The following is a 19,773-nucleotide window of genomic DNA, read 5'->3' on the forward strand; positions in this document are numbered from 1 at the left end:
GTACTCCTTGAAATCAGTGGGGGTGTCCGGTCCCGAGGATGGTTCCTGCCGAGTAGCTCGGACGGGGCCGGTGCTTGTCTGTCAGGAGTACTTCGACAGCACACCGGCTACGGATGGGTGCCACCGTTTTCGTAACCAATCCGTTATGCCGGCCCACCGGATCAAGGGCCACCAGGGAGTCCCTCTGGTTCGCAGCCGACGATCCAGCACGTCCCCGAGATCAACACCGCGAAACGCGGACAAGGGGTGCGCTTTCTCGAGGGTGCGTCCGCTCCGTCGATCAGCGGCGGCGCATGGAGGGTTCCCGCATCGGAACGCGGGAATATCACCGGCCACCGAGTGGTGTCAGCCGTTTGTGAACTGCTCGACGGCGGGGAGCTGACCCGGCTCTCCCCGCCGGAAATCAGGCGTCTGCTGGTCCGGCTGATCTGCTACCGGCCACTTCACCCGGATCGGATCCCGAGTCATCCGATCCGCAAGCGGAAACATCAGCAGCGCGCACCACACGGTTCCTACAAAGCCCGCGGGCGCACCCCACAAATGCGGCTGTGGTGCTAAATCACTTTGTCCGGGTCGACGTTGGTGGCGGCGCCGGCCGGTGTTGCCCCGCCTTCGCCGGACCAGTCCTGGCCGGCCTCGTCATTCTGCGCCGGGTCGGATTCGACGTCGCGGCCCACCGCAGCTGCGGAGGTGCCGAGATTGACGGTCTCGGGGTGGGTGCTGTGGGCGGGGATGCCGCCGACGACGGTTCCTGACTGGCCGGCGCCGCCAGCAGTCGGGCCGCCAGCTGCCGCGATGTCTGCTGCCGCGTTGGGGGCGTTATCGCGGCGCACGGCGGACCCGATGACGGTTCCTGCGCGGCGTGCGGCCTCGGCGAGCTGTTCCGAGACCTCCGGGGCCTTTTCCTTGACCGCCTCCGCCGCTGCTGTGACCTTATCCTGGACCGGTTTGCTGTCCCAGAGGGCCGCAGCACGGGACTTGATTTTCTCGTAGGCGGCCCGGCCGGACCGTGATCCGAGGACGAAGCCCGCGGCTACCCCGGTGCCGAAAAGAAGTTTGGCTTTCATGCTGTACTCCTGCTCATTGGTGGTGCTTGTACGTGAGGGTGCTGGGTGGAAACGCCGTGAAGCCCGGGTGCCAAAAAACCGGCCCCGGGAAAGGATCCCGGGACCGGTTTTCGGTCACGCCCAGCTTTAGCGGACTGAACGCTTGGAGATCATGCCGTAGACCAGCAGGACGATGATTGCCCCGCCGATGGCCAGCAGCCAGGTGGACAGCGAGAAGAACTCGTTGATGTTGGCATTGAAGAGCAGCCCGCCAATCCAGCCGCCAAGCATGGCGCCGACGACGCCGAGCAGCAGCGTGATGAAGATGCCACCGCCCTGCTTGCCGGGGAGGATTGCCTTAGCGATTGCTCCGGCGATAAGGCCCAGAATCAGAAATGCGAAAAAACCCATTTTGTCGTTCCTTCTTCTTTCATAGAGGAGGCACCCGAGTTGCCGGGTGCGCTTCATCCTTCTAGGTCAATACTAATCATGCTTAGTATTAAAGTGCCACTCAGGACGGCCTAAATTCCCGGTTTCCTTGCTAATAGGGGGTCTTTTGGCCCGGATTTCATGCGATTCCTGCCGGCGCCCGGCCCCCGGTGCTCCCGGGTCCTCCCGGTGTCAGCGCTCCAGACGGAACCCTAGCTTGATCGTCACCTGCCAGTCGGCCACCTCGCCGTTTTCGAGGTGGCCGCGGACTTCCTTGACCTCGAACCAGTCGAGGTTCCGAAGGGTCTTGGCCGCCTCGGCGATACCGTTGCGGACGGCCGCGTCAATGCCATCCTTTGAGGTTCCGACAATTTCAGAAATGCTGTACGTGTGATTGGACAACTTCGCTCCTCATGATGGCCACCGATGCCCGGCTGCGGGCCGTCACAGCAGATTAGCCGACAGATCGTGGCTGGGCTAGGGGCCGGCGGATGCCCGTCAGGACCCGAAGACGGGTCCCGGATCGGGACGTTTGGCGGTCAGCGGTGCGCCGCCGTCGTGCGGCCTGATCTTGTTCACCATCCACGGCAGCAGGTAAGTGGTGAACCAGGCCAGGTCGCCGGCCTTGCTGTCCCGCCAGCTGCCGGCCGGCAGGGGCTTGGGCTCCAGCGGACGCAGGCCGTGCGGAACATTCAGGGTCTCCAGGACCATCGCCGCGATCGTGTGGTGCCCCATCGGTGAGAAATGCAGGCGGTCCGGATCCCACATCTGCGGGTCCGTCAGTTGCCGCAGCGTCCACAAATCGGCAATGACGCCGTGATGGCGTGCGGCGATGGTGCGGATGTTCTCGTTGAAGACGGCCACCTTGCCGCGGATGTGGCCAAACACGGGCGTGGCGCCCCAGTCCGGGCCGGTGAACAGCACAACCGTGGCGCCTGTAGCGCTAAGAAGGGCGACGGCGGCGTCGAGGGTCACGGCCAGCCGGTCCGGATCGCTCCGGTGGAAGACAAGATCATTACCGCCCGCCGAGAGCGTCACCAGATCGGGTTTGAGCTCAATGGCCGGCCCGAGCTGCTGGTCCAGGATCTCGCGCAGCACGAGTCCGCTGATGGCAAGGTTGGCGTAAGCAAAGTCCTGCCGTCCCTCGCTTAGCTCCTCGGCGATCCGGTCCGCCCAGCCCCTGATACCGCCGGGGCTCCGCGGTTCCGGATCTCCGATGCCTGCGGTGAATGAGTCCCCCATGGCCACGTACCGGCTCCAGGAGCTCTCTTTCCAGGCTCCCGCAGACCGTCCTGAAGCGGACCGTGCGGAAGAAGGCTGTCCGGAAGAAGGCCGTCCGGAGGCGGACCCCGGACCGGGAACCGGAGCGGGACCCGTTGCGCCGGTCCGGCCGGCGCCAGGATCGAGGAAACTGGCGGCGTTCACATCCCCAGCAATACGCCGAAAATCCGGGCCGCGCTAGGCCCTTAGGCCCCTGGCAGCCCCAATCCCAAGGTTTCCGCAAGCTTTCGGTTCCGGCGACCTGAGTACCCCGTGGCGTATGCTGCATACGCATGGGGGTATACCATGGAAGAGAATCTTGTTGATCCCCGGAGGTACCCATGGAACTCGATCCCGCAGACATGAAGTCTGTCATTAACCGTCTTCGCCGTGCCCAGGGGCAGCTTGCCGCGGTCACCAGGATGATCGAAGAAGGCCGCGACTGCAAGAGTGTGGTCACCCAGCTGGCTGCCGTCTCGAGCGCCCTGGACAAGGCTGGATTCTCGATCATCGCCACGGGCCTGCAGCAGTGCATGAAACAGGAAGATCCCAGCGTGGACCGCGCGGAGCTGGAAAAGCTCTTCCTTTCGCTCGCCTGAGCAGGCCGCTCGCCCGCCTATGAGACCGGGCGGCCGGCCAGGACGTAGGTCTTGAGATCATCGAGAGTCTGCCGCATGTGTGCGTCCATCGCGTCCCGGGCCAGGTGCGGATCGCGCGTTGCGAGAGCATCCGCGATGCTCTGGTGGTGGCCGATTGCGTGTTCCTGGATCTCGCGCACCTCGGAGGTCTGGGTGCGGCGCAGCTCAAGCACCCGGTGCAGCGGCGCGAACAGCACGGCAATAAATACGTTCTCGGCGGCCTGCAGGATGAGGTCGTGGAAGGCGAGGTCGGCTTCGACGAAACCGGCCAGGTCGTGGGCTTTGTACGCCGCGCGCATCGTCTCCAGCTGCCCGTGGAGGGCCGCGAGACCGGCGTCGCTGATCCGGACGGCAGCCAGTTCGCAGGCCCCCGATTCCAGCATCCGGCGCAGCTCGATCAGCTGGACCGCGGCAGCGGCGTCGTCCTTCCCTTCTGACGCAGCTCGGAGCACGGCCTCCAGGGAGTTCCAGCGGCTCAGCGGGTTCACGAACGTACCGCGGCCGCGCTCCACGCTGAGGATGCGCTGGGCTTCGAGGGTCTTCATGGCTTCGCGGACCGTCATCCGGCTGACCTCGTGCCGGGCGCTCAGCTCAAGCTCGCCGGGGACGGATGCACCGGGCGGGAACTCACCGGCAATGATCCGGTCCAGCAGTTCGTCTGCCACGACGCCGACCAACGATTTCCTAGCCAATTTTCCCCGTTCAATGCCGCCGCGCTGTCTGACCGACCAGTCTAGTGGCGCCGTACTTGCGCGCTCTTTATGCCGTATGCCACACTAGCAGTCAAACGCTAGATGTCAGACATCTTACAAATGTCAGCCTTCACCGGCGGTTTGTGTTCGCACCGCAGAGTTTCACCACAATGGAGTGCAGAGTGCCCTTTGAAGCAGATCTTCTGGCCGCCTTCCCGGCGGAGGTCCCGATTTCCGCCGCGCTCGTGGCGGGTGCCATCGGCGCCTCCACCGAGGCTTCCCCCCGGATACTGGTGGTGCTCGACGACGACCCGACAGGTACCCAGTCCGTGGCAGGCCTGCCCGTGCTCACCCGCTGGGACGTCGCCGACTTCAGCTGGGCATTTGCCCACAGGATCAACGGCAAACGCCCGGCTGCCGTCTATGTGCTGACGAATACCCGGAGCCTGGACCCGGTGGAAGCCGCCGCCCGCAACGAAGAAGTCGTCCGGAACGCCCTCGCCGCAGCCGGCGAACCGGGCGAACCCGGCGAATCGGGCAAACCGGGCGAACGGGGCGATGCCGCCCCGGGTGGCGAACCGGGCGGTGCCGGCCCCGGACTGCGCCTCGGCTTCGTCAGCCGGAGCGATTCCACCCTCCGCGGCCACTACCCGCTGGAACCGGACATCATTGCGGCGACCGTCGCCGCGGTCACCGGCGAGGTGACGGACGGCGTCGTGATTGTCCCCGCGTTCCCCGACGCCGGACGCGTCACCATCGGCGGGGTCCACTACATGCGCGGAACCGGCGACGACGCCCGCCAACTCACCCCCGTGGCCGCGACCGAATTCGCCCGGGACGCCAGCTTCGGCTTCGCCAACTCCGAGCTGGCCAAGTACGTCGAAGAGAAGTCCAGAGGCCGATTCCCGGCAGATTCGGTGATCGTGCTGGACCTGAACGTCATCCGCGCCGCCAGCCCGGACGGTGACCCGCAGGTTTCGGCCAACGCCATAGCGGACGCCATCGAAGCCGCCGTCGACTCCACGCCGATCGTGGCCGACATCGTGACCGAAAACGATCTCCGCGCCCTCGCACTGGGGCTTGAGGAGGCCGAACGCCGCGGCAAGAAGCTGCTCTACCGGGTGGGCCCGCCGTTCGTCCGGGGCCGCATCGGCCAGGAGATTCGTGCCGAGCTCAGCGGCGAGGAGGCGTACGCGGGCAACACGCCGTACGACGCCGGCGGACTGATCGTGGTCGGCTCGCACGTCGGCGTCACCACCCGCCAGCTCAGGGCCCTTGTCGAGCAGCACGGCGCCGCACGCATCGTGGAGATCGACGTCGAAAAGCTGCTGAACGGCAGCGCGGAAGCCTACCTTGACGGGATCGTGCGGACCGTGGCGGAGTCGCTGCGCAGCGCCGACGTCATCCTTCATACGAGCAGGCTGCTGATCAAGACCGACGACGCCGCCGTGAGCCTCAACATTGCCCGCACGGTATCCGCCGCCGTCGTCGCGGTGGTGAACAGGACCCTCAAGACCTTCCCGCCGCGGTTCGTGATTGCGAAGGGCGGCATTACGTCCTCGGACGTCGCCGCCCACGGGCTGGAAATCCGTCACGCCATTGTCCGCGGCCCGATGCTGCCGGGCATCGTGAGCCTGTGGGAGCCGGTGGACGGGCCCGCGAAGGGCATTCCGTACATCGTCTTCGCCGGGAATGTGGGCGGCGACCAGTCCTTGGCCCAGGTCACGCGCAAGCTCAGCAACCGATGGCCGAGCGTGTGAAGACCCTGACGCCGCCGTTCAATCGGTGCCGGCCCATCACCGCCGACCCATCACTTTCTGACGCACCTACCCCCTCGTTTCAACGGAGAAAACCATGACCTGCACTGTCGCCGTCCTCGGCCTTGGCGCCATGGGCCTGCCGATGGCCAGCCGCCTTGCCACCCGGCTGACCGTCCATGGCTTCGACATCGCGGAGCCGCGACTGCGCCTGGCCGAGGCCGCCGGAGTCCGCACCTTCGCTTCTGCCCGGGAGGCCGCCGAGGACGCGGATGCCCTGCTCCTGGCCGTGCGCAACGGCGAGCAGCTCAACGATGTCCTCTTCGGCGCCGACGGCGTGGCCTCCGTGCTGAAGCCGGGCGCCGTCGTGATCCTCACCAGTACCGTCGGCACCGAAGCCATCCCGGAAACCGTCGCCCGGCTCGCCGAATTCGGCGTCGGCCTCGTGGACGCCCCGCTGTCCGGCGGGCCGAAGCGCGCCGGGGAAGGGGACCTGCTGATCGTGGTTGGCGCCGAACCGCAGGCGCTGGAAGCAGCCCGCCCGGTCCTGGAACTGCTCGCCTCCACCCTCACCGTGGTGGGCGACAAGCCCGGCGACGGCCAGGCGCTCAAGACCGTCAACCAGCTGCTCTGCGGCGTCCACATTGCCGCCGCCGCCGAGGCGCTGGCGCTCGCGGACGCCCTGGGCCTGGACCAGGCCAGGACTCTCGCCGCCCTTGAGGCAGGGGCGGCAGGGTCCTTTATGCTCTCCAACCGCGGCCCGCGCATCCTCGAGGCCTACTCGGAGGACGGCGCGGAAGTCCTCAGCCGGCTGGATATCTTCGTCAAGGACATGGGAATCGTGGGCAAGGCCACCCGTGCCGCCGGCCTTGCGGCCCCTGTTGCCGCCGCTGCCGAGCAGCTCTTCCTTCTGGGCCAGACCCAGGGCCTGGCCGCCGCGGACGACTCCGCCGTCATAAAGGTTGTGGCACCCGCGAAGCGCACCGTTTAGCCCGTTCCGCACGCCCCTGAGCGGGGCGGCTAGGATCAGAACTTGGTCCTGGGCTCCCTCATTTTGCGCTGCTGGCAGCCCTGCCGCACGTCTGGATCTTCAGGCTGGAACCCATCACCCAGACGCAGCCCGCCACCTGGAAGCGGTTCAGTACCACCTCGCAGTCCGACGCGGACACCACCTGGCCGCTGGCCTGCAACCAGGGCTTCCACAATCTGTTCCTCGCGCCGGGGTCCTGGCCGGCCGCCGGAGCCATCGCCCTCGGGCACCCGGCCGCCGGGTGGATCCTGGTCTTCAGCAGCTGCGGCTCCATGCTGCTCGCCGCGATCGTGCTCGCCCTGAGCGGGCGAAAGTACCTCCGCGCGGCCGCCACGCAGGGCGCGACGCCGCTGCTCGCCGTCGTGCTCGGGGCGCTGGGGCTGCTGGCCGCCTGAGCCTTCCAGAAGTATGTTCCGGGACATTCCTTTGCGGTAATATCTCCGTTGCAAAGGGCAGTAGCCCTGGGAAGTGGGTCTGGCAGTCTTACGGATGGTACGACGAGCCGGGCTCGCAGTTCTTACCGGTCGCAGCCGACGATGTCCTGGACCAGTGGAGCAGCCTTGCGGTTCCAGGCTCCGCCTTTCTGGTGGCACCACGACACAGTGCCGCTGACCCGCAGAAACGGTTCCTCACAGGTCTGCAGTGCACGTGCTGAAAGGCTGTGCCGCTGCCCTGGCAGACGTTCTCAGCCAGCACACGACCACGCCCGACCAATGCTTCTTCGCCGTCTGGGCAGGCTACTCCGACATCAGGGACGAGCTGGCCGCTGCCCCCGTGGTGGTCTTTCCGCCCGAGCGGTAGATGTACCTCCTCGAAGGACCCGTCGAGGCTGCGACCGAGGCATTCGATGAACATCGTTCCAGGCGAAGTCTGCGTTGGTGGCCGGCTGATCAAGCATGGTGCATTGGCAACGATATTTACGCTGATTCGGTCTACGCGGCTGGTTCCAAAGAATGCGTCTCGGCTCTGGTGGATGACCCCCGCCTAGAAACCCTCGTTGTCGGCCCCTCAGTCGTTCATCCCGGAATTTACGCCTAAGCACCTCGAGGTTGAAGCCAGGCCTGCGTCCACATGTGGAACCCTCAGCGGGACGCGGCATGGAAAATTCTTGGCGCCGTGCGCGCGGTTCCTCAGTGGCTTGCCCGCTGATGATTGCTGGGGTTAAGTATCCTGTTGCCGGTCACGGAGTATCTGCTCGTGGTCCCGGCCGCCGTAGAAAATACCGACGATTGCCACGGTCTCATTCAGGATGGCGTAGGCGATCACGACGCGCTTCCTGTAGCCGATCGTCCTCAGCACTGGACGGAGGTCCTCCCTCGCCAAACCACGGTAGGGGAAATCGGTTAGACCTTCACAGAACGAGACGATCGATTCAGTGAAGCCTGCCGCGTTGGCCGGAGACCCGGCATCGGCGATGAAATCGTAAAAGCTCCTCAAGCTGTTTCAGTGCTTCCCGACGGAATACAAGCCGGTACTGAGTCACTGCTGCTCGTCATGCTTCGCCGAAAGCCGCGCACGCACTTCATCGACGCTCACCACAGCAGAGGGGTCGGTCACGAGTGCGTCATAGGCACTTACAACCTCCTCGCGAAGCCAAGACTCGAGCACCTGGTCGCGCGCGAACAAAGTGCGCAAACCATCTCGGATGACTTCGCTCTCACTCGCATATGCGCCCGAGCTCACGCGCTGGCGCAAGGCATCAGCCATCTCGTTCGGAAGGGTGATGCTCAGCTGCCGTGTCGTGCGCATGGTCAAGTCTCGTCTCAGTAGGACTAAATCCTACGCGCTTTAGCTACGCGTGAGTAGTTAAATCGGCGCGGAAATGACGTGCGAGTCGGCGCACGTTGAGGACGGAGCGTCGTCGACGTGGTTCCGACCACCATCGCCTCCGGAAGCGGCAGATAGCTTCGATAGCAAGGTTGAGCCCGACAAGCGGGGGTGCCCGTGTTGGCCGTTGCGGTGGACGACGAATTCCACGCGAACCTTGGCACAGGAGCTGACCCGGAGCGGTCATCCGGTGTCGGCGTGGACGGTGGCGAACTTGCTGCACGAACAGGGGTTCAGCCTGCAGGGCAACGTGAAACAGGTCGAGGGCACCGTCCATTAAGATCGTGATGCCCAGTTCAAGTACCTCAATGCCCAAAGCGCGGCACATATCAATGCCGGCCAGCCGGTGATCAGCGTGGATACCAAAAAGAAGGAGATCGTCGGCCTGTTCAATAACGGTGGGCAACAATGGCGCCCGGCCGGAGACCCGGTCCGAGTGAATGTGCACGACTTCCCCGACCCGGACCTGGGCAAGGCCAAACCCTACGGGGTTTACGACGTCACGGCCAATACCGGATGGTCTCGGTCGGGACCGATCACGATACCGCCGCGTTGTTACGCGTCGCAGTGCAGACAATCCGCCGCTGGTTCGACCAGGTCGCCAAAGTCGCCTACCCGGAGGCCGACCGTCTGCTGATCTGCGCCGACGGTGGCGGCTCCAACGGCTACCGGCTCCGCGCTTGGAAGAGCGAACTCGCTGCCCTGGCCGCTGAAACAGGAATGGAAATCACCCTCTGCCATCTCCCGCCCGGCACCAGCAAGTGGAACAAGATCGAGCACCGGCTCTTCAGCCACATCTCAATGAACTGGCGTGGGCGCCCATTGACCAGCCATGAAGTCATCGTCGATCTCATCGGCGCGACGACCACCAGGACCGGGCTGAAAGTCCACGCTGAACTCGACAAGGACACCTTCCCGACGGGGGTCAAGATCGGCGACACCGAGATGGCCGCACTGCCCATTAACCGTCACGATTTTCATGGCGAGTGGAACTACACCCTCCGGCGCGCAACACCGGCATGACCGCGTGTTGTTTACTCACAGGCCCTTAGCACCCACAGACTTCAGAACACGTTCTGAGTTAGTGTTGGTACATGAGCGCAGCAACAAAACCACGAAAGGCCCTTCAGTCCTCCAAAACCTCAGTCACATTCCAGCCCTTCAAGAACCGGACGACGTTCCAGTCTTCTGAACTAAGCCGCTCCTCCGCTGATGTTTTTGCAGCAGCGGCAGACCACCCTGTCCGGGTCACTCGCCGTGACGGCGAGTCCCTCGTGCTGATGTCCGAGAGCGCGGATGCGGCACGCATTTCACTGCTGGAACTGGCAGCCCAGCTCGTTGCAGTCTCAACAAGCACGGAGGGAACGCTTGCAGCGCGCATGAGCGACCGCTTCCCGTGGATGCTTGCTCTGAGCGCAGCTGACCAGGAGGCTTGCGCCGATGATGTCCTGGCGGCAGCGAGGGCGTCCTTTGCCACCAATCAGCCCCATCTGGCCATTGCCGAACTGACCTCGTGGCGTGAGACTGCCACAGCCATCGCAGCCGGCCTCGGCAAGGAACCTGTGGAATGTCTCGACGATGCGGAAGCCGTCGAGCGTCCGTAGAGCATGGCGAAGAGTGAGAGCGACAAGGTTGAGCGTCCGACGAAGAAGAGTGAGTGCGAACTTCGGTTTGCCTCTGTCCAGGCGCGGCGTGGCTGGACAAATCTAAAAGCCACGATCAGGATCCCCTGGTCGATGCCTGGGATTTTCTGACGCACACCCCTGAGCGGACAACACCCTTCAACTACCCTCTACGCGGTGAGCTCGGTCTTGTGAAGCGTGGCGGGGCCACCCATGAGCGGTGGCAGCACAAGCCCACGCTCAAGGGTGATGCCCGCATCTGGTTCTACGTCGTGGATCAAGTGGTCATTCTTGAGCAGGTCCATGCAAGACGTCCCAACGAGACCAAAAGTTGAGTGATCACGCATCCGTGACTTCACCGGACACCAGGATGTCGGCTGAGCCACCCCTCATTGGGACCTCGTGACCCCCCACTCGTCTGCTCAGACGGCGCCAATCACAGCGTCCGCCAGACCCGCCAGGGAAGGTGTCCCACCCGCACCACCCTGACGTCTCGCGACCCTTGGAATACGATACGTCTCGCCGACCCGGCGACCGCTGCGGCGACAATGCTTTTCTTTTCTAAAGTAGTTAAAGTACTGAGCATTAGGAGGTGACCTTTCAGTAGAAACAATATTGGAGGGAGCCACCATGCAGCTGTCAAAGGTAGCCGTCGTCAGTTCCGGCATGACCGTGCGGGAACGGTTGACCGCCCAGTCCCGGGGTGTGCTAGCCATCCAGATGGCAGATATCTCCGTTGGCAGCGACTTGGATGTGCTCGGCATGGCCCGAATCCCGTCACCGCATCCCCGCTACCTGGTCACCCGAGGCGATGTCCTCCTCCGTTCCCGCGGCCAGACCACCATCGCGTGGGCCGTCCCAGACCGTTCGCCGGAACCAGCCGTAGCCGTCATGCCACTGTTCATCATCCGGCCCAGCACTGACAGTTACGATCCGGATTTCCTCGCGTGGTGGCTGAACCAGCCGGATGCGCAGACGCACCTGCGGCGCGCCGCACAGGGGCAGACCATCCAGATGGTGGCCAAAGCGACGCTCGAATCAGTCCCGCTGCAGCTGCCGCCGCTTGCGCAACAGCGCCTCATTGCCGACGCCGCTCGCCTCGCCGCCAGCGAAGCCCAGCTGATGCACCGCCTGGCGGATTGCCAGCACACACTTCGACAAACCCAATTGACCTCCGCTGCCCTTGCCGGACAGTCCCACCCGAAAGCAGGCCGCATATGACCGAGCAAGGAAGCCCCCGCCAACCGAACAGCAGGAAGGACCAGGTCACCCAGGACCAGATCAACAATGCTGCCTGGGCAGCCTGTGACACCTTCCGCGGCGTGGTCGACGCAACGCAGTACAAGGACTACATCCTGGTGATGTTGTTCGTGAAGTACATCTCGGACATCTGGACCGAGCACGAGGAGAACTACCAGAAGCAGTTTGAAGGCAACCCGGAGCGGGTTGAGTCGCTGCTGCAGCGCGAACGGTTCCCGCTGCATAAGGAGTCAACGTTCAACCACCTGTACGCCAACCGGACCGCTGACAACATCGGCGAGCTGATCAACATTGCGCTGGAAGCCATCGAGGAGGACAACCGTGCAAAGCTCGCCGGCGTCTTCCGGAACATTGACTTCAACTCCGAGTCGAACCTGGGGCAGCCCAAGGACCGCAACCGCCGTCTGAAGAACCTGTTGGAAGACTTCGCCAAGCCCGAGCTGGACCTCCGCCCGTCGCGGGTAAGCGATGACATCATCGGCGAGACCTACATCTACCTGATCTCGCGGTTCGCCTCGGATGCCGGCAAAAAGGCCGGGGAGTTCTACACGCCGCGCTCCGTTTCTGAGCTGCTGGCCCGGCTTGCCTCGCCTCAGGAGAGGGACAGTATTTACGATCCCGCCTGCGGATCCGGTTCGCTGCTCATCCAGACTGCCGCCCAGGTGGGAAGCAACAACTACGAGCTTTTCGGCCAGGAGGTCAACGGCTCCACCTGGGCGCTGGCACGCATGAACATGTTTATGCACGCCAATGACAGTGCGCACATTGAGTGGGGCGACACTCTGAACGACCCCAGGCTGTTGGAGGGCGACCAGCTCAAGCAGTTCGACGTGGTGGTGGCCAATCCGCCGTTTTCCCTGGACAAGTGGGGAGCCGAAGTTGCCGAGTCGGACCGATGGGGCCGGTTCTGGCGCGGTGTCCCGCCCAAGAGCAAGGGTGACTACGCCTTTATTTCGCACATGATCGAATCAGCACGACGGCGGACGGGCCGGGTTGCGGTGATTGTTCCGCACGGCGTGTTGTTCCGTGCCGGTGCCGAGGGGCGCATCAGGAAGTCGCTGATCGAAGAGAACCTGCTGGACACGGTAGTGGGCTTGCCGGCGAATCTGTTCACCACCACCGGCATTCCCGTCGCCATCCTCATCTTTGACCGTTCGCGTGAAAAGGGCGGCGCCAACGAGGGCCGCGATGACGTCCTGTTCATCGATGCCAGCCGGGACTTCACCCCGGTCAAGTCGCAGAGCCTGCTGGACGAGGAGCACCTTGAGCGGATCGTTGAGGCTTACCGCGGCCGGACGGAATCTGAGCGGTACTCGCGCCTGGTGCCCCGCGACGAGATCAGCGAGAACGATTTCAACCTCAACATCCCGCGGTACATCGATACCTTTGAGGCCGAGGCTGAGATTGATGTGGCCGCCGTCCAGCATGAGATCGAGCAGATCGAAGCCGAACTGGTGGAAGTCCGTGCCCGCATGGCCGGCTACCTGAAGGAGTTGGGCCTCGATGACTGAACAAGGTGGCGCACAAGGCGGCGCAGCGGGTGAACTGGTGCTCTACACGAGCGACGACGGTCTGGCTTACGTGCAGTTACGGGCACTGAATGGCACGGCATGGTTGTCCCTAAACCAGATGGCCGAGCTCTTTGGCCGTGACAAGTCGGTCATCTCCCGGCATATTGCCAACATCTTCGAAGATGGTGAGATTGACTCCGCGGCAGTTGTTGCAGAATTTGCAACAACTGCCGCGGACGGCAAAAAGTACCAGGTGGCCTACTACAATTTGGACCTCATCCTGGCCGTCGGCTACCGGGTGCGTTCGGCCCGCGGCGTGCAGTTCCGCCGTTGGGCCACTACGGTGCTCAGCGAGTACTTGGTCAAGGGCTTCGCTATGGACGATGCCAAGCTCAAGGATGCAAAGCAGTGGGACTACTTCGACGAGTGGCTCCAGCGCATCCGCGACATCCGCGCCAGCGAGAAGCGTTTCTACCAAAAGGTGCGTGATCTATATGCCACGGCAGTGGACTACGACGCCAAATCCGATGCTTCACAGACTTTTTTCGCCAAGGTGCAAAACAAGATGTTGTGGGCCGTAACCGGCATGACGGCCGGAGAGCTATTCAAAGCCCGAGGCGACTCTGAAGTGCAAAACATGGGTCTGACCAGCTGGGCTGGAGCCATCGTGCGCAAAGGTGATGTGGCGATTGGCAAGAACTACCTGAGCTCTGAGGAAGCCGAGCAGCTCAACCGCATCGTCACGATGTACCTTGACTACGCCGAAGACCAGGCAACTCGTCGCCAGTCGATGAGCATGGCCGACTGGGCCGATAAGCTCGATGCATTCCTCAAGTTCAACGAACGCGAACTGCTCATGCACTCGGGCAAGGTGAGCGCCGCCGTAGCCAAGAAACTCGCTGAGGAACGCTACGGAGACTTTGACACGAAGCGGAAGGCTGTGGAGGCCACGGCTGCGGATGATGCGGACTTCGCTGCGATCGAGCGACTTGCGAACGAAGGGAAAAAGACTAGAGGCACTAACCAATGAGCTTGATTCCTGCCGGTTGGCATTTTTCTCAAATAGGCTCCACGGGCGGGGTCATGAGCGGAAGGCAGCGATCACCTCATCTCACGAGCGGCCCACCGACCCCATACCTTCGAGTTGCAAACGTGCTCGACGGCCGGATTAACTACACTGACGTCAATTCTATGCCGTTCACTTCGTCCGAAGTCGAGAAATATCGGCTAGTTCCCGGCGATATCCTCCTCAATGAGGGACAGAGCGTTAATCTGGTCGGGCGTGCCGCAATGTTCGAGGACCCGGAAAATACGTACTGCTTCCAGAACACGCTGATCCGCTATCGTGCGGGCGACAGCGTGGACCCAGATTTTGCCCTCCAGCTTTTTCGATTCAGTCAGAGGGAAGGCATATTTTCGAAAATCGCTGTACGGACAAACTCTATTGCCCACCTGGGCGTGTCTCGTTTCTCCGAGTTGGAGTTGCGATTCCCGCCGCTTCCGGAGCAGCGGAAGATCGCCGAGATCCTCCGCACCTGGGATGACGCGATTGAGCGCGTCGACTCAAAGCGTCGTCAATCACTGCAGCGGCGAACGGGGCTTGTTCAGACGTTGATCTTTCGACATGGCTGGCCGCACGGTGTCATTTGGCATCAGACGGCACCCGGTTGGGATATACGGCCCATTGGAAAGGTCGCCTCTGACGTTTCGTCGCGAAACGCTGACCTGAAGGCTACAGACGTTCTGACATGCTCAAAACACCGTGGATTTGTGCGTTCGGCAGACTACTTCGCCCGGACCGTACACAGCGCTGATCTGAGCAACTACAAGATCATTAGACGAGGGCAATTCGGCTTTCCCAGTAACCACATCGATCGGTCTGCAAAACGTTGTGGATGTGGGTGCGGTAAGCCCGATCTACACAGTGTTCGAGTTCGACCGGTCACTAGTCGATGTCGATTTTGCCTACCTAGTAGTAAAGACGCGCGCTTACGCCCACATGTTTGACGTGAGCACCAGCTCTTCCGTGGATCGCAGGGGAAGCCTTCGCTGGCCGGAATTTTCCAAGCTCCCCTTCCCGGTGCCGCCGCTCGATGAACAACGGCGGATTGCTGCGATTGCATCAGATGCGGACCGTGAGATCCAACTGCTGCAGCGCAAGGCCGAGCTCCTTCGCACCCAGAAGCGCGGACTCATGCAGAAACTACTCACAGGGCAGGTGCGTGTAAACGTTGCTGCCGAGACCGTCGCCCGGGGGACAAGATGATGATTGACGAGACGTTCGACGCTTCCGAGCTGAGCCAGTCGCAGGGCCCGGCGGTGCAACTGCTGGAAGCGCTCGGCTTCACCCAGCTCACGCCGGCCGAGGCATTGAAAGAACGCGGCGGCAGGCGCAGCGGTGTCCTCTTCAGCGGGATCCTCGCCGCGCAAATCCTCAAGATCAACCAGTTCACCCATAAGAAGCGTCAGTACCCCTTTGACGTGGCGGACGCGGAGGAGGCCGTGCGGCGGCTCGGGCCCGGGCTGGAACAGGCAAAGGGCCCGCAGGCGGCCAGCCTGGAAGTCTACGACCGGCTCATCCTCGGCACCACCATCACCAAAGCCGTGGACGGTGACAGCAAGAGCTACTCGCTGCGCTACATCGACTGGCAAAACCCCGCCAACAATGTCTTCCACGTCACCACCGAAATGCGCGTGGAACGCACCGGCAGCAGCGCAACCCAGCGGCTCGACGTCGTCGGCTACGTGAACGGCATTCCGTTCATCGTCATCGAAAACAAGCGGCCCACGGAGGAACTCAGGAAGGCCGGCAGCCAGCTGATCAAATACCAGAACAGCGACGGCATCCCGCAACTGTTCCACTACGCCCAACTGCTGATCTCAGCCAACCGCCAGGAGGCCCTGTACGGCACGGTTGGAACGCCGCGGAAATTCTGGGCCAGCTGGCATGACGCCGAGGACACCGATGCCGTCATTCAGCCACTCATCGCCATGCGGACCGTCAGCGCACAGGACCGGCTGCTCTATGCACTGTGCCGCCCCGAACGGCTGCTGGACCTTGTCCGCCGCTTCACGGTCTTCGACGCCGGGGTCCGGAAGATCGCCCGGCACCAGCAGTACTTCGCCGTGCGCAAAACCGTGGAACGTGTGCTGGCGGCCGGCCAGGAGGAACGCCGCAACGGCGGCGTCATCTGGCACACCCAGGGCTCCGGGAAATCACTGACCATGGTGATGCTCGGCAAAGCCCTGGTGCTGGACCCCCGGGTAACCAACCCGCGGATTGTCATTGTCACGGACCGGGACGATCTGGACAAACAGATCCGCGACACCTTCCTGGCCTGCGAGCTGGAGCCCGTCCGTGCCAAGAGCGGCAAACACTTGGGTGAACTGGTGCGCGATGGGGCTCCGCTGATCACCACACTCATCAACAAGTTCGACGGCGCCGCCGGCCGCGACGGCAGGGACGAGTCCCGCGACATCTTTGTCCTGGTGGACGAAAGCCACCGCAGCCAGACCGGCCGTTACGGCGGCTACGGCCAGTTCCATGTGGCCATGCGCCGGGTAATGCCCAACGCCTGCTACCTCGGGTTCACCGGAACGCCGCTGCTGAAGCGGGAGAAGAACACCGCGGACACCTTCGGCGGGATCATCCACAGCTACACCATCGACGAAGCAGTGCGGGACGGCTCGGTGGTGCCCATCCTGTACGAGGGCCGCCTGGTGGAACAACAGATCACCGCCGGGGTGATTGACGCCTGGTTCGAGAAGATCAGCGCCGGGCTGACGGATGAGCAAAAACGCGACCTCAAGCGGAAGTTCAGCCGCGCCGACGTCCTTGGTAAGACGGCCCAGGCCGTCCGCGCCAAGGCCTTCGACGTCTCCGAGCACTACCGGCAAACGTGGCAGGGGACCGGATTCAAGGCGCAGCTGGTGGCGCCCAATAAGGCCTCGGCCATCCGGTTCAAGCAGGAACTCGACGAGATCGGCCACGTCAGCAGCGAGGTGATCATCTCCCCGCCCGAGGACGCGGAGGACCGCGAAGAGGTGGATGCCGACTCCCGTGGAATCGTGCAGCGCTTCTGGAAAACGCAGATGGACCGCTACGGCACGGAGGCCAACTATAACGAGCAACTCATCAAACAATTCAAGGGCTCGGGCGGGCCGGAGATCATCATTGTGGTCTCCAAACTGCTGACCGGGTTCGACGCGCCGCGCAACACCGTTCTCTACCTCTGTAAACCGCTGCGGGAACACACGCTGCTACAGGCGGTGGCACGCGTCAACCGGCTGTTCTCTGACGGGGATGCTGAGAAGCAGTTCGGCTATGTGGTGGACTATGAAGGCCTCCTCGGCGAGCTGGATGAGGCCTTGACGTCCTACGGTGCCCTGGGCGACTTTGACTCCGAGGAGATCAAAGGGGCTGTGGTGGACATCCGCGAACAGATCCGGCTGCTCCCGGGACGGTGGAGCCACGTGTGGGACCTGTTCAACGCCGTCCCGCGGAAAGACGACATGGAAGCGCTGGAGCAGCACCTGTTTGACGAACCGCTGCGGCACGAATTCTACGAGCGGCTCAAGACCTTTGGCCGCACCCTTCACATGGCACTTTCCAGCGACAAGCTGCTCGACGTCATGACCCAGGCCGACGTCGACCGCTACCGGAACGATTACGCCGAGTTCGCCGAACTCCGCGCGGCGGTGCAGAAGCGCTACCAGGAGACGGTTGACCTTCGCGACTACGAACCGCGCATCCGCCGCCTGCTCGATGACCATGTGACGGCCCTGCCGGCCGAGACGATCATCGAACAACTCAACATCAACGATCCCGCCGCGCTGAAGGCCGTTGTGGAGGAGGACGGCACCACGCCCGGATCAAAGGCGGACCGGATCGTCAGCGCCACCAGAAAAACCATCACTGAGCGGATGGCCGAGGACCCGGCCTTCTACGCGCGGTTCTCGGAGCTGCTGCAGCAGGCCATTGACGAGTACCGCCGTCGTCGGGACGGTGAACGGTACCTGCTCCAGGCACGGGAAATCGCCGAACAGCTGGCCGGCGGTGACCGCGGTGCGGCGCTTCCCTCCGCGGTGGCGCACGACGACGACGCTGCCGCGATTTACGGTGCGCTCGGCAGGAGCTTCCTCGAGTCGGCACTCGAGGAATTCCTGGCCGTACCCGACGACGAAAGAGCAGCGACGGCGAAGACGGTGGTGGACATTGTTCGCGGCCGGATGGTGATCAACTTCTGGACCAAGCCCAACGAGCAAAATGCCCTCGCCACGGAACTGGATGACTATTTCTATGACTTCGGGGAACGCCACGGCGTCCAGCTGAGGCAGTCCCTGGTGGACAGCCTCACCACGGCGGTCCTCAAGGTAGCAAGGGCGCGCTTCACGAAATGACGCTGGAGACGCGGCAGATTGATTACGGCACGCAGGTCATTAAGTACCGGTTGGAGCGCCGGGACCGGGCCACGCTGGAGATCACGGTGGAGCCGGATGGGCTGGTCCGCGTCACCGCACCACGCACCACGGCTGGGGAGGACATCGCCTCCCGTGTCCGGAAGCGCGCCCGTTGGATCCTTGCGCAACAGGCATCCTTCGCCGGCTTCCGGCCACTCACCCCACCCCGCCTCTACTTCCCCGGCGAGACTCATCTGTACCTGGGCCGGCAGTACCGCATCCGGGTGGTCCCGGCCGAAACGGGGGAAGGTGCGGCCAAGGCGTCCGGCACGCCAGGCGTGAAGATGGTCCGGGGGTTCCTGGAGGTGCGGTGCGTCGACTTTCACGACACCGCCGCCATAGAGAAACACGTCAAAGAGTGGTACCGGAGGCGGGCACAGGTCCAGCTTCCCAGCCGTCTGGAGCTGAACAGGCAGCGGTTCCCCGAGCCGCACGCCGTGCAGCCAACGTCCCTCAGGCTTCAGCGCATGCCCACCCGTTGGGGCTCCACGTCTCCGGCCGGCAGCCTCGTGCTGAACCCGGATCTTATCCGCGCGCCGATGGACTGCGTTGACTATGTTCTCACCCACGAATTGTGCCACCTGCTGGTCCCGAACCATGGCCGGCAGTTCTTTGACCTGCAGCAGCTGGTGATGCCGGATTGGGAGCAGCGGAAACAGCGACTCGAACTCATCATGGCGTAGTACATGAGGGCATCTGGCTGCCCGCGCGGCGCGGACGGACAATGAAGGGACAGCACCAGCCAGCGCTTGTAGGGGCCGCATATGGTTGGCGTGGTTGGGTGCGGACGTTCCTGCGGGTGGGCCGCCGTCGGCCAGGATCGATGCCGATCCGGTGTCCGGCGGATCCGGACCACCATTGCCACACCCGCCTTTAAGTGCCAATGTCGAACCATGACGGAGAACTCGGCAGTCACTGAAGACACGTTCAGCCCGGACGTGACCACCACCCGAAATGATGAGCTGCACCGCTATGAGCTCCACGTCGGCGACAAGCTGGCAGTCGCGATCCGCTTCATCGATGAACCTGGCCATGTGGACTTCATCCACACGGACACGGCGGAGCAGTTCCAGGGACAGGGGCTGGGCAAAGTGCTGGCCCACTTCGCCCTGGATGATGTGGTGGCGTCCGGTAAGCGGATCATCCCGAACTGCCCCTTTATGTACCGGTACCTGCGCAAACACGACTCCTACAACCAGTGCGTCGACTGGCCGGAACCTCCGCCGGCGGGAGCCTGATCC

At 63.4% G+C, this 19,773-nt stretch carries 21 protein-coding genes and 1 pseudogene; 15 read left to right on the forward strand and 7 right to left on the reverse strand.

The window, feature by feature from the left end:
* Positions 1-554: 554 nt before the first annotated feature.
* The 4 genes from RCH07_RS14945 to RCH07_RS14960 form a co-directional block, all read right to left on the reverse strand.
* On the reverse strand, positions 555-1,067 hold the full coding sequence (locus RCH07_RS14945) for a hypothetical protein (protein ID WP_326968274.1): 513 nt from the start codon (positions 1,065-1,067) through the stop codon (positions 555-557).
* A gap of 126 nt (positions 1,068-1,193) precedes the next feature.
* Complete coding sequence (locus tag RCH07_RS14950; protein WP_326968275.1) at positions 1,194-1,457, reverse strand: GlsB/YeaQ/YmgE family stress response membrane protein; 264 nt, start codon at positions 1,455-1,457, stop codon at positions 1,194-1,196.
* 210 nt (positions 1,458-1,667) lie between these two features.
* The gene (locus RCH07_RS14955; RefSeq protein ID WP_326968276.1) at positions 1,668-1,877 is read right to left on the reverse strand and encodes a dodecin; all 210 of its coding nucleotides are present in this window, start codon (positions 1,875-1,877) and stop codon (positions 1,668-1,670) included.
* 96 nt (positions 1,878-1,973) lie between these two features.
* The gene (locus RCH07_RS14960) at positions 1,974-2,717 is read right to left on the reverse strand and encodes an SGNH/GDSL hydrolase family protein (RefSeq protein WP_442784842.1); all 744 of its coding nucleotides are present in this window, start codon (positions 2,715-2,717) and stop codon (positions 1,974-1,976) included.
* A 359-nt stretch (positions 2,718-3,076) separates the two neighbouring features.
* Between RCH07_RS14960 and RCH07_RS14965 the strand changes: the two genes are divergently transcribed.
* Positions 3,077-3,334, forward strand: a complete 258-nt coding sequence (locus RCH07_RS14965) for a metal-sensitive transcriptional regulator (RefSeq protein WP_326968278.1) — start codon at positions 3,077-3,079, stop codon at positions 3,332-3,334.
* Between the two features lie 17 nt (positions 3,335-3,351).
* Here the strand turns inward: RCH07_RS14965 and RCH07_RS14970 are convergent, their stop codons facing one another.
* A complete protein-coding gene (locus RCH07_RS14970; RefSeq protein ID WP_326968279.1) occupies positions 3,352-4,065 on the reverse strand; it encodes a FadR/GntR family transcriptional regulator in 714 nt (237 codons plus the stop codon).
* A gap of 182 nt (positions 4,066-4,247) precedes the next feature.
* Between RCH07_RS14970 and RCH07_RS14975 the strand changes: the two genes are divergently transcribed.
* The 4 genes from RCH07_RS14975 to RCH07_RS14990 all read left to right on the forward strand — a co-directional run bounded on the left by RCH07_RS14975 (position 4,248) and on the right by RCH07_RS14990 (position 7,653).
* Positions 4,248-5,825, forward strand: coding sequence for a four-carbon acid sugar kinase family protein (locus tag RCH07_RS14975; protein WP_326968280.1), 1,578 nt, complete (start codon positions 4,248-4,250; stop codon positions 5,823-5,825).
* Between the two features lie 94 nt (positions 5,826-5,919).
* Positions 5,920-6,813 (forward strand): NAD(P)-dependent oxidoreductase, encoded by an 894-nt coding sequence (locus RCH07_RS14980; protein ID WP_326968281.1) that lies wholly within the window; start codon positions 5,920-5,922, stop codon positions 6,811-6,813.
* Between the two features lie 68 nt (positions 6,814-6,881).
* Positions 6,882-7,247: a DUF1304 domain-containing protein gene (locus RCH07_RS14985; RefSeq protein WP_326968309.1), complete on the forward strand. Its 366-nt coding sequence runs from the start codon at positions 6,882-6,884 to the stop codon at positions 7,245-7,247.
* Between the two features lie 247 nt (positions 7,248-7,494).
* A complete protein-coding gene (locus RCH07_RS14990) occupies positions 7,495-7,653 on the forward strand; it encodes a hypothetical protein (RefSeq protein ID WP_326968282.1) in 159 nt (52 codons plus the stop codon).
* Between the two features lie 360 nt (positions 7,654-8,013).
* On the opposite strand, the gene RCH07_RS14995 is transcribed toward RCH07_RS14990, so the two are convergent.
* A complete protein-coding gene (locus RCH07_RS14995; RefSeq protein ID WP_326968283.1) occupies positions 8,014-8,289 on the reverse strand; it encodes a type II toxin-antitoxin system RelE/ParE family toxin in 276 nt (91 codons plus the stop codon).
* A 42-nt stretch (positions 8,290-8,331) separates the two neighbouring features.
* Entirely contained in the window at positions 8,332-8,601 is a 270-nt protein-coding gene (locus RCH07_RS15000; RefSeq protein WP_326968284.1) for a ribbon-helix-helix domain-containing protein, read from the reverse strand.
* Between the two features lie 169 nt (positions 8,602-8,770).
* Between RCH07_RS15000 and RCH07_RS15005 the strand changes: the two are divergent.
* The 10 genes and pseudogenes from RCH07_RS15005 to RCH07_RS15045 form a co-directional block, all read left to right on the forward strand.
* Positions 8,771-9,684 (forward strand): annotated as a pseudogene (locus RCH07_RS15005) (ISAzo13 family transposase); the annotation flags it as partial.
* 89 nt (positions 9,685-9,773) lie between these two features.
* A complete protein-coding gene (locus RCH07_RS15010) occupies positions 9,774-10,283 on the forward strand; it encodes a prevent-host-death protein (protein WP_326968285.1) in 510 nt (169 codons plus the stop codon).
* Between the two features lie 648 nt (positions 10,284-10,931).
* Positions 10,932-11,522, forward strand: coding sequence for a hypothetical protein (locus RCH07_RS15015; RefSeq protein ID WP_326968286.1), 591 nt, complete (start codon positions 10,932-10,934; stop codon positions 11,520-11,522).
* Complete coding sequence (locus RCH07_RS15020; protein ID WP_326968287.1) at positions 11,519-13,072, forward strand: type I restriction-modification system subunit M; 1,554 nt, start codon at positions 11,519-11,521, stop codon at positions 13,070-13,072. Before RCH07_RS15015 ends, RCH07_RS15020 begins: the two co-directional genes overlap by 4 nt.
* Positions 13,065-14,102, forward strand: coding sequence for a virulence RhuM family protein (locus RCH07_RS15025; RefSeq protein ID WP_326968288.1), 1,038 nt, complete (start codon positions 13,065-13,067; stop codon positions 14,100-14,102). Before RCH07_RS15020 ends, RCH07_RS15025 begins: the two co-directional genes overlap by 8 nt.
* A gap of 53 nt (positions 14,103-14,155) precedes the next feature.
* Positions 14,156-15,079 carry a restriction endonuclease subunit S gene (locus tag RCH07_RS19320; protein ID WP_442784844.1) on the forward strand — a complete coding sequence of 308 codons (924 nt, stop codon included), beginning with the start codon at positions 14,156-14,158 and terminating at the stop codon, positions 15,077-15,079.
* Entirely contained in the window at positions 14,970-15,338 is a 369-nt protein-coding gene (locus RCH07_RS15030) for a restriction endonuclease subunit S (protein ID WP_326968289.1), read from the forward strand. The genes RCH07_RS19320 and RCH07_RS15030 overlap by 110 nt, the downstream gene beginning before the upstream one ends.
* The gene (locus tag RCH07_RS15035; protein WP_326968290.1) at positions 15,335-18,472 is read left to right on the forward strand and encodes a type I restriction endonuclease subunit R; all 3,138 of its coding nucleotides are present in this window, start codon (positions 15,335-15,337) and stop codon (positions 18,470-18,472) included. Before RCH07_RS15030 ends, RCH07_RS15035 begins: the two co-directional genes overlap by 4 nt.
* Positions 18,469-19,215: a M48 family metallopeptidase gene (locus tag RCH07_RS15040; RefSeq protein ID WP_326968291.1), complete on the forward strand. Its 747-nt coding sequence runs from the start codon at positions 18,469-18,471 to the stop codon at positions 19,213-19,215. Before RCH07_RS15035 ends, RCH07_RS15040 begins: the two co-directional genes overlap by 4 nt.
* A gap of 210 nt (positions 19,216-19,425) precedes the next feature.
* The gene (locus RCH07_RS15045) at positions 19,426-19,770 is read left to right on the forward strand and encodes a GNAT family N-acetyltransferase (protein WP_326968292.1); all 345 of its coding nucleotides are present in this window, start codon (positions 19,426-19,428) and stop codon (positions 19,768-19,770) included.
* The last annotated feature ends 3 nt before the right edge of the window (positions 19,771-19,773 follow it).

The organism is Arthrobacter sp. CG_A4, from assembly GCF_035985125.1.
Classification (GTDB): Bacteria; Actinomycetota; Actinomycetes; order Actinomycetales; family Micrococcaceae; genus Arthrobacter.